General features: G+C 61.6%; 12 protein-coding genes. 6 read left to right on the forward strand and 6 right to left on the reverse strand.

Going from position 1 to position 9,282, the window contains the following annotated elements; genetic code table 11:
* The first annotated feature begins 674 nt into the window (after nucleotides 1–674).
* From AC1DGP_RS34745 to ligD, 3 genes are all read left to right on the forward strand, one after another.
* Entirely contained in the window at nucleotides 675–884 is a 210-nt protein-coding gene (locus AC1DGP_RS34745; RefSeq protein WP_476833240.1) for a cold-shock protein, read from the forward strand.
* A gap of 135 nt (nucleotides 885–1,019) precedes the next feature.
* Nucleotides 1,020–1,250, forward strand: coding sequence for a hypothetical protein (locus AC1DGP_RS34750; protein ID WP_476833241.1), 231 nt, complete (start codon nucleotides 1,020–1,022; stop codon nucleotides 1,248–1,250).
* An 849-nt stretch (nucleotides 1,251–2,099) separates the two neighbouring features.
* Nucleotides 2,100–3,053, forward strand: coding sequence for a non-homologous end-joining DNA ligase (ligD, locus tag AC1DGP_RS34755; protein ID WP_476833242.1), 954 nt, complete (start codon nucleotides 2,100–2,102; stop codon nucleotides 3,051–3,053).
* Here the strand turns inward: ligD and AC1DGP_RS34760 are convergent.
* Both AC1DGP_RS34760 and AC1DGP_RS34765 read right to left on the reverse strand, forming a co-directional pair.
* The gene (locus tag AC1DGP_RS34760; RefSeq protein WP_441509052.1) at nucleotides 3,016–3,420 is read right to left on the reverse strand and encodes a thermonuclease family protein; all 405 of its coding nucleotides are present in this window, start codon (nucleotides 3,418–3,420) and stop codon (nucleotides 3,016–3,018) included. The two genes, ligD and AC1DGP_RS34760, sit on opposite strands and share 38 nt — an antisense overlap.
* A 77-nt stretch (nucleotides 3,421–3,497) precedes the next feature.
* The gene (locus tag AC1DGP_RS34765; protein ID WP_441509051.1) at nucleotides 3,498–3,746 is read right to left on the reverse strand and encodes a hypothetical protein; all 249 of its coding nucleotides are present in this window, start codon (nucleotides 3,744–3,746) and stop codon (nucleotides 3,498–3,500) included.
* Nucleotides 3,747–5,309: 1,563 nt separating this feature from the next.
* On the opposite strand from AC1DGP_RS34765, the gene AC1DGP_RS34770 reads away from it, so the two are divergent.
* Entirely contained in the window at nucleotides 5,310–6,374 is a 1,065-nt protein-coding gene (locus AC1DGP_RS34770; RefSeq protein ID WP_476833243.1) for a recombinase family protein, read from the forward strand.
* A 308-nt stretch (nucleotides 6,375–6,682) separates the two neighbouring features.
* Here the strand turns inward: AC1DGP_RS34770 and AC1DGP_RS34775 are convergent, their stop codons facing one another.
* The gene (locus AC1DGP_RS34775) at nucleotides 6,683–7,042 is read right to left on the reverse strand and encodes a phasin family protein (protein WP_476770250.1); all 360 of its coding nucleotides are present in this window, start codon (nucleotides 7,040–7,042) and stop codon (nucleotides 6,683–6,685) included.
* Nucleotides 7,043–7,056: 14 nt separating this feature from the next.
* Nucleotides 7,057–7,335, reverse strand: coding sequence for a hypothetical protein (locus tag AC1DGP_RS34780; RefSeq protein ID WP_476770249.1), 279 nt, complete (start codon nucleotides 7,333–7,335; stop codon nucleotides 7,057–7,059).
* 136 nt (nucleotides 7,336–7,471) lie between these two features.
* Between AC1DGP_RS34780 and AC1DGP_RS34785 the strand changes: the two genes are divergently transcribed.
* Complete coding sequence (locus tag AC1DGP_RS34785; protein ID WP_476770248.1) at nucleotides 7,472–7,732, forward strand: hypothetical protein; 261 nt, start codon at nucleotides 7,472–7,474, stop codon at nucleotides 7,730–7,732.
* 18 nt (nucleotides 7,733–7,750) lie between these two features.
* Here the strand turns inward: AC1DGP_RS34785 and AC1DGP_RS34790 are convergent, their stop codons facing one another.
* On the reverse strand, nucleotides 7,751–8,020 hold the full coding sequence (locus AC1DGP_RS34790; protein ID WP_476833244.1) for a hypothetical protein: 270 nt from the start codon (nucleotides 8,018–8,020) through the stop codon (nucleotides 7,751–7,753).
* The gene (locus tag AC1DGP_RS34795) at nucleotides 7,986–8,213 is read right to left on the reverse strand and encodes a helix-turn-helix domain-containing protein (RefSeq protein ID WP_476833245.1); all 228 of its coding nucleotides are present in this window, start codon (nucleotides 8,211–8,213) and stop codon (nucleotides 7,986–7,988) included. Before AC1DGP_RS34795 ends, AC1DGP_RS34790 begins: the two co-directional genes overlap by 35 nt.
* A gap of 378 nt (nucleotides 8,214–8,591) precedes the next feature.
* Between AC1DGP_RS34795 and AC1DGP_RS34800 the strand changes: the two genes are divergently transcribed.
* The gene (locus tag AC1DGP_RS34800; RefSeq protein WP_476833246.1) at nucleotides 8,592–8,966 is read left to right on the forward strand and encodes a hypothetical protein; all 375 of its coding nucleotides are present in this window, start codon (nucleotides 8,592–8,594) and stop codon (nucleotides 8,964–8,966) included.
* Nucleotides 8,967–9,282: the final 316 nt, after the last annotated feature.

Here is a 9,282-nt window from a genome sequence, read left to right on the forward strand (position 1 = left end):
CTGAGTGGGGAATGCAGACGCACGGTCGGCGCAGGAGCGAGCGCGGAGATGCCTCTTGGGTTCCCTCTGTCCGGCCGCCCACGCCGAACGCATCAGGCAGGAATTCCCGGCATCAGGTAGCGAAGGCCACCTGAGGCCTACTAAGCATCAGAATCGGGAAGGTTTCGTGCTTCTCGGTGATTCCAAAAATTTTGTAACGAGTGGATGGCATCGATGGGCAACTCCCAGCACTGACCTCGCCGGCTCCAGGGACCGCCCGGACGTTGCCCATTAGCAGACGTTCCGAGAGTCGCGGGCGGGTGGAGAGCCGAAGTTGGCTGTCTGCCCAGAACCGGACATTCGTGCCTTGGGGCGCGTCTCCTACTGGTTGTGTGTGGTCCTTCGAATTTTGCGCTCTGTAGGCCTAGCAGTTCAAAAAGGACGAAAGCGAAAGATATTCCCTGATTTTGTAAGTCTTTTGCCTTGCACTGCATGTATTATTCGATGCCTTAAATCGAACATTGACATTGGCTGTGTCGACGTGTAGATTGGTTTTTGTCGATATTTGCTTGGACGGTCCTTGTTATTTTCGCGCTTTGGCGCGGCTCTGATGAACTCCCCCTTTCGAAATCGTTCTGAACTCGCCGAACATTCGTTCGGCGAACGACAGGTCTTGCCAAAAAGGAGGGTTTCTCATGACCACCGGCACAGTGAAATGGTTCAATTCCACCAAGGGTTTTGGCTTCATTCAGCCTGACGACGGCAGCCAGGATGTGTTCGTTCACATCTCCGCCGTCGAGCGCGCTGGAATGCGCGATTTGCAGGAAGGCCAGAAGCTCGGCTTCGAAGTCGCCCGCGACAACARGTCSGGCAAGATGGCGGCCGAGCAGCTCCAAGCCGCATGATCTGACTGTTTCTTCGACGATGACCACGGATGTACTGGCATCGTCGACAAACAGTGATTCGAGGGAAGGCCAAGCTYCTGCTTGGCCTTTTTTCGTTACTGCCGGCGACAGCGGAATACCGCACAGGAGATGGACATGGCTGAACATTCAAAGCAGCGCGTCGATGCCGACAAKAATTTTCTGAAGACCCAGACCCAATTRCTCGCGCGCAATCGGATCATGTTGGAGTCCGATACCCTCGCCCGGCACCGTGATGCGAACACGGCTAAGCTGAAGCAACAGCGCCTGGAGAAGGAAGCTAATGATCGCGTCGCGGCATTGGCTGCGCCAACGGCAAAGAAGCGGAAAAAAGCCATCGCCGCCTGAGCGCCAGCGCCTGGCGCTCAGGCGGGCCGGGCCTGCCGCTTCCCCCGAAATCGAGCGGCTGACCGGTGTAACCGGCTTTCGAGTGGCTCCTGCCTCCCGGTTTGACGCTACCCTGTTGAAAATGGCCCGCCGCTCCGAAAGGGGTGGCGGGCCTTTTTGAGTTTGGGTGCTATGCGGCGGAGAGCTTCCCCAGAGTCCGCGAGGGAAGCCGGGGAGCAGGTCTGCGACCTAAGTCGCAATATCGCAACGTCATTGGTCTCTAGTTCATAATCAATATAAATATTACTGCTCTTTCATTAGAGATTTTATATTGGATGATATGTCGAATATAAAAATTGTAAACTTTGTTTATGGTATTTTATATTTAATGAAACGCGGTGGTCGCCCTCCATTATTGGGGGCGGCCACCGTGAATTGCAAAGCAAGATGGCGGTTATGGTCGAGCAGAGCGGCCMGCTGCCTCAAGCCCCCGCCTTAAAAGCTCACGCAAAGCCATTGATGCGCTTGGTATGCCGTGTGAAAGGCGGAACCTCTCGAAGACCTCAAAGTCCCGCCCATCTAGCGCGATCCGAAGCTTGTGCCTGCGAGGTTTGCGGTGTCCGGGCTTCGCCTCAATCATCTTGCCCCCCTTCTCCGCTGAAATTTAAGCCATTTGCGGGAACGACGATTTCACGAGGTATCGGTTCCATCTCAGGAACGATTCCGATCGCCGCGACGTTCTGCGGGCGTGGTGGAGTTGTAGTTGTGTGTGCGCGTCGCTTGTTGCGTTCCGGTCCTGGTGCCGAGACTGTCCGAGGACCGGTCAGCAAGGCGCGGGATGCGCGCCAGCGGAAGCTTCGCTTTGACCCCATGCCGGAACGGGTTGGCCCCTGCCTGGCGCGGCTGACTTCCAAACCTCCTCCCGGCGACGATTGGTCCTATGAAGTCAAATGGGACGGCTATCGTCTCGCCATCCACATTGATAATCGCACGGTTCGGATCCTGACCCGGGGCGGCCATGACTGGACGAACCGCTTCCCGACGATCGCGGCTGATGCTCTGGATCTCGGGCTGGACAGCGCAATCCTCGACGGTGAGGCCGTCGTGCTCGACAAACGCGGTGCGTCCGACTTCAGCGCCCTGCAGCGAGCTCTCGGTGGCCGGGGCGGCAAGCGATCTGCCGCCGGGGCGCTCCTGTACGCTTTCGACGTGCTCTATCTCAACGGTCACGATCTCCGTCCGCTGGCGTGTGAGGAGCGGCGCGCGATGCTCGCCGGCATCATAAAGCCCCATACCTCGATCCTGTTCAGCGAGGACGTCGACGCCGAGGGCGACGCCTTCCTGACCCTCGCCTGCAAGATGGGCCTCGAGGGCATCATCGCGAAGCGCCGCGATGCGCCCTACCGGTCCGGCCGGGGCGGCGAATGGCTGAAGATCAAATGCACTCAGTCCGAGACCTTCCTGGTCATCGGCTATGAGTTCTCGGCGTCCGCCCTTGGCGGCTTGGGCAGGTTGCTCCTTGCGGCGCGCAAGGGCGGCGCCCTCGTCTACGTGGGCGGCGTCGGGACCGGCTTCGGCTATAAGGGCGCCGTGGCGATCCGGAAGCTTCTGGACACGATGATCATCCCGAAGCCTGCACTTCCTTTGAGACGGCCGGGAGTCCGCTGGGTCACACCGGCGGTCACAGTCGAGGTGAACTTCCGCGCCTGGACCGATGATGGAAAGCTGCGGCACGCCAGCTACAAGGGCATGCGCGACGAGGCCGAGATGGGTGACGTCTATGAGGTCAGCGCGGACACCAAGTCTGGATCCGCTGCGCCCTAGCTGCCCCACCGGCCTTCCAGGGCTGTGCCAGTCCTTCGGCTATCAGGATGGCGCCAACGTCACCCTTGGCCGTCCTAAGCCTCGCCAGAGTCCTGCCGTAGCGATCCTCGCACCGACCGGAACTTTCGCACCTATCGATCGCCACCGGGCCGGCGCGTAGGAGCTCAGCCAGGCGTTCCTTGGCCAGCAGACCGAGGATCAATTCATCCTCGCAGCGCGCCCCACGCGTCTCAGGCGCGTCGATGTTCAGGATCCGGATGCGCTCACCGGCGATGTCGACGGTGTCGCCGTCAATGATGACCACGCGGGGCTCGGCGAGAGACGCGGTCGAGCAGGCCAGGGCAAGCAGGAAGACGAGGTGCTTCACGGGAACTTTCGCGCGGAATGCCGACTGCCTCTCGGAGATGCAGTTCGGTCGAGCAGCCGTTAGGCGGCATCGAGTTTTCAGTACGGGATCTGTAGACGGTTAAGCGGCGCCGGAAATGGCAAAAGCTCGAACATGAGCGGCGGCATGTGGTCCTCCTCCCAGCAGAAGGAGGCATAATCGAGCTCTGCCCGCTCCTCCGCTTCTGGGCTGCCAGGGTGTGCATCCTCGATCTCGGCCATTCGCTGCCGGGCCGCCAACCATTCCAGGGTGTCGGTAATGACGATCGCGCTCCGCCATCGTCGGTGCGGCGCATTCGAATGCGGCATGGCTTGACTCCCTACACGTCATGCATGTTCTATTTTTGTTCTCATCAGAGCGCGAGTCAAATGTCGTCTTCCGATGCCGATCAGGCCGACCATTCCGCCAACCCTGGAGACGGATCTCCGGCATTATCCGTGGATCGTGCTTCGCTTTCGCTGCGATTACTGCAAGCGCTGGGCAGACGGGGGACTGGCGGCCTGTGCGGAGAAATTCGGCGCCGGCACGACGCTGGGCGAGCTGCTCGAGATGTTCCGGGGCCGGTGCGCCTGGCGGGCGGAGAGGACCGCGCGACTAGTCAAATTATGCAACAATTCCAAGGGGCTGCCCCCCCAGGGATCCCGGCTGCCTCCCATACCCCCAGATCACCAGCTAAGTCATTTATTTCATTGGGAAATTTTTGAACGACTATGTGCCTTTTCGAGCGCCGCCGCGCCCGGCCCCGGAGAGAAGCCTTGTTTTAGGAATGCCCCCCCCTGGCCCCTGAAAGCGAAGGTTGGGCCTGGAGGGCCCCGTCGAGCCTCAGGAGGCCCGTGGCGGCCGTTTGAGTTTGGCCGGCGCGTCTTTGTGAGGCTTGGGATTAGGGCTCCGAGGGCCGAAATGCTAGGAAATGGACGCCTATCCTCACCCGCAGTGACCGCCTCAAGTTGTATCGTAAGCTGGCTGGTCGGCTGGAGCGGGCACAGTGCGCGTCGCAGCGGTGTCCGATCGGATCAAGCGGGACGCGCCCTATATCTTATGAAGGGCGCGTGGCTCGACGGCGGGCGACGAGATGCGCAGTGCGCCGATACGTGCTACGCTCGCAAAATCGCGAGAAGGAAAATGAAAATGCTGCGAGGTGCTTTCCGCCGTTGTGGTGTCATCACAGCTATCGCGTTCTCTGCTGCAATGTTTATCTCTGATGCCCACTTCAACGTTGCTGAGGCACAGAAGGCGCGGGCGGAGGATCTTGCTTGCGGCAAAGAACTACAAGAGCGGTGCAGTGGCAAAGGAGTGCCGGTACAAACAGACGCGGCTGGGTGGGTCAAAACAGACCTCCTTAGTTGCCTTTCCCAAGAAAAAGACAAGTTAGCAAAAAAATGTGCGGCACGCGCGGCTAATGTTTTGAAGAGCTGCARCGCGGATGCCAATCARCGTTGTAAAGGARTCGTGGCGGGTCAGGGCAATATTCTCGCATGCCTTACAACGGCAAGGCGCGTGGTTTCCGCGCGATGCAATGCGGCTCTTGATGCCGCTTACTTGCGCCAATGATCCTATCTCTACGGTAGCGACCTACAACTGTAGTAATGCCCCCCGCGCATTCGCGAGCGTCGCGCCGTAAAGTTCAGCCAAGACCCTTGGGTCAGCGCCAACAAGCTCGACGTCGGCGAGCCGTGGGATCCGTCCATGAAAATGGACGGGGGCGAGGTGGGGCACATCATCGGCCCGTGGTTTTGCCACTGCTGGGAAGACCAGCCTTGCGGCGGGGCGGCCTTCGCGGTCACATGCCCGGCATCCCTTGCCTCGGGGAACCCATGCCCAGCCTCATGCCGCACGCCGGCCGCGCTTACGGCACCCGCTGAATGTGGGTCGTGGCCCGGGTCAGCCGTGAGGCGCTGGCGCTCGCCGAACTGAAGCGCAGCGGCTTCGAGGTCTATGCGCCGCGCATCGTCGAGCGCCGTGTCTTGCGCCGCCGGGTCGTCGAGGCGACGCCACTGCTTTTTCCGAGCTACATCTTCGTCGGGATCACGGCGCAATGGCATGGAGCGCGCTGGTCGCCGGGCATCAGGTCGCTGATCATGAACGGCAGCGGGCCTGCGCGGGTCGCCGATGACGTCATCGGGGAGCTGCGCGGGCGCGAGGTCGACGGCCTGATCGAGCTACCGCCGCGCTTCTTGCCTGGCGATCGGGTGCGGGTCGAGCGCGGGCCCTTCGCAGGATTGGCTGGGCTGTATGCCGGCCAGGCGCCGTCCGAGCGGGTGCTGATCCTGCTGTCGCTGCTGGGCGCGGCCCGGCGGGTTAGCACGGCACAGCAGGGACGCTCCGGCCTGGGCATTGAAGCGCAGCGCGCCGCCATTGCCCGCTTTGCCGAGGTCGAAGGCTTCGAGATTGTCGGCGAGCATGTCGAGGTCGAGACAGGAAAGGGCTCCGATGCTCTCGATCGTCGCCCGCAGCTTGGCGCCGCCCTGGCCGAGGCCCGCCGCCACAAGTGCGCGGTCGTCGTCGCCAAGCTTGATCGCCTGTCTCGTGATGTGGCCTTCGTCGCCGGCCTCATGGCGCAGCGCATTCCATTCATCGTCACCGAGCTGGGCGCGGATGCCGACCCGTTCATGCTCCACATCTATGCCGCGCTCGCCGAGAAAGAGCGCGCCATGATCTCCGCCCGCACGAAGTCGGCGCTGGCTGCCGCGAAGGCGAAGGGTGTGCCGCTCGGCAACCGGACGAACCTGGCCGAGGCCCAGGCCAAGGGCGCGGCCACGGGCAAGGCCAATGCTGATCGCTTTGCCGCTGCGATCCTGCCGATGATCCGCGACGCTCGCGCCTCGGGCGCTTCGCTCCGGGCGATAGCGGACATGCTCAATGCCAGAGGCGTCCAGACGGCTCGTAAGGGCAAATGGGCCGCGACGCAGGTGCGGGACATTCTTCTTCGGGCCTAGGTCTTCGGGGGATTGTCCGGAAGCGGGGGGCGATGGTCCGATGATCTTACCCATAGCCCCTGGCAAGACGTCGTCTGGGTGATGTGGGGCGTTGTTCAGCGCTCCGCCAGCGGCGTGCCGGTCATTGTGTCCCGACGCCGCACCTGGTCGCCGGAAGCGACGTCATGCTGGCATTACTGGACCGGCTCGCGCCGACCTGGATGGCATTGTTATCCAGGTCGGGTGCCACTTCTTTTTTTGTTCCGCCGCAGCCGGCCGAGCGCCATAGGTTCCGGGGGGAGGCGTCGCCGCGAGATCGCGGGCGTCGCTCAAGCGGCCTTGCGTGGGGGCTGGAGCGGCCCGCCAGCGACATCTTCGGTCAACCTGCTGCACTCGGCAATGATGTCATCGCCGAGGTCAGCCAGCGCCTTGCCCTCGTCGTCCAGCGTCTCGGACAGGCTTATCGTGGCGTCGATCTGGCCGGCCTGGAAATCCAGGAAGTCCTGCGCGTCTTTTATATCTGCAGCGGCCCTCAGGCGCGCAAAACCTAGATCCATGCACGTCCGGAGCATATCCATCTGCAGAACACTCAGCTTTTGCAGATTGTCGAGGGCGAGCCTGTTTGCCTTCACGACCGCCGTGAGAAATGTCTCCCACGGCTCCATCAGGTTTTTCGGCAGGTCATGCATGGTCGAGTCTCCTCTCAATGAGACTGTGACTGGTTGCGAAGCCCGCTGCTTTGAAGAAGAGCTTCAAGCGCTGCGGCATGGACGCCTGTAAAGGGCGCCAGGACGACCGCGCCCTGTCGCTCGCCGCTCTCGGACCGGGCAAAGCGGATCGCCTCGCTGCGATTGGGGAAAGTGGCCGCGACAAAGCCACCGATCTCGCGGACGGTCCAGCTGCCGTCACGGCTCCGGCCGACGATGAAGCTGCTGCTCCGCATGCTGCTGCCGCGATGCGGCAAGGTTTTCGCGTGGATCATGGAGGTCTCCAGCTGAGGATCGCATGGGCGCCTAACGTATGGATCCGGTTTGACCTGATCGTGTGGCCCTTGATCAGAGCCTCTTTCAGGTCATGGGAAGGATCGATGGCGCCTGGATCAGGATAAGTTGGGTTGCATGCAGATCTTCCCAGTCCATTTTAAGAAGATCGGCGCAATCGGTAGATTTGAACGGCCATTATTGCCTGGCCGCGACGAGAGCAATCCCGCCGAGGTCTTTTCAATGCGCGAGGCGCAATCTCTTTCTGGCCTTGCAATCGGCCTCTGCCGCCGCGCGAGGGGATTATTCATTGATGCAAGCGAGATACAACACAAAATATTCGTATCGAGGACTTTTAATTTACTTGACCCATATATTGGCCGGTTCCCGGCAATCTGATGCAGCATATGGTGCCGGTTAGGCCAGGTTCCGTTCAATTGCGGATCGGGCGGCCTTGAAGGTGGCTGCTGCGCCCGGCACAGCGCCCTGCTGCTGTTCAAGAACGAGAAGCGCGATTTCGTAGATCTCCCTTACGTCGGCGGACTGCAAAACGCCCTTCTGCACCAGGCAGCGCAGCAGGCCGGCCATGGTTGCGGAGGAGACGAGGTTTGCTGCGGCGATGCCATGCGATGGGGCAAGGGGCATCGCGCGCTCATTGTGCCCCTGGATGTGCGGGTTCCGGCACATCGTAGCCGTCCGCTGCGTACAACGTAATTTTGTTACGCAACGTGCGGATGGAGATGCCGAGCAGAGAGGCGGCATGGGTGCGGTTGCCGCCGGTTTCCCGCAGCGTGGCGAGGATCAGTTGGCGTTCGACAAAGGCAACTGGCAGACCGACGAACTGATCCACGACGGCTTGGTCAGCATCGAGCGCTCGCATGGTCTAAGTCCTTTCCAAGCCCCCGGCTCTGATGGACACCTTAGGATGGCGCCCGCCGTAGTTAAGAACCGGTTAATCGGCATTGTGCGCTAGTAAGGGCTGTTGGGACCGGTGAGCGTGATCGTGCCGGCGAGCACATTGACCGTGCCATTACCGCTGATGGCCGACGCAAATACGTATTTGATGGATGTCTGAGTGAAGTTGATCGTACCTGTGCTGGCTATGGGCTGGCGCCCGCCTGTTCCGCGCTTTCAGACTGTACGTGGGGCTCTGATGGTGACCAAGGCAGATCTCCCGGAGCGACTGCTCCAGCTTGCCTCACGCTCCGATGGGGCCACGTTTGCCCTGCTCTCCGAGGCTGCCCAAGCCCTCGCTCGGATGACCGCGCCAGCGGTGGAGCTGCCTAACCTGCCAGCCGGGCCCGATGCCGTGGAGCCCGCGAAGGCGCACAGCAACGACCTCGCGGACATGCTCGGTGACACCCAGGTCATGGCGATGGACGCGGTCGCCTCCCTGGAGCAGCGCGCTGAGTTGGCCGAGGCCGCCCTCGAAGCGATGCGCAAGGCTCACGATGCCATCGAGGGCCGCGCCGCCAGGATGGCGCAGGCGCTGGATGAGGTGAGGGCCGCGACGCTCGCCCATCTGCCGCCCACCAGCCTTTCGGCGACGGAAAGCCTTCGCCTCGTGGTTGCCGCCACAGACGGACCGGAGATCAACGCAGCCAGACGTTTCTTCCGGAGGGGCAAGGCATGATCCTGTCCTTGCTTGACCAGGCTGCCCATCGTGATCACGATGCGGCATTGCGCGACGGCGCCATGACACGCTTCGACGGCAGGAGCCGCAGCAGCGGATAGGTCGACTCTGATCCAAGGCTCCCCGGCGTTGGCCTCCCCAGGGTTGGCCGGGTGCAGAAGACCCCGTAGCGCCATGGCTCCCAAGCTGGTGGCTACGGGGTTTTTTCCCACGCTTATGTGCAATTAATTTCAGTAGAACCGGATAAACCAACCATGATGAATGCCAGACCTCAGCGGGGCTGCTGAAACGCCGCGAAGGACGGCTCACTGGGATC

This window comes from Allobosea sp. 05T433 (genome assembly GCF_056396065.1).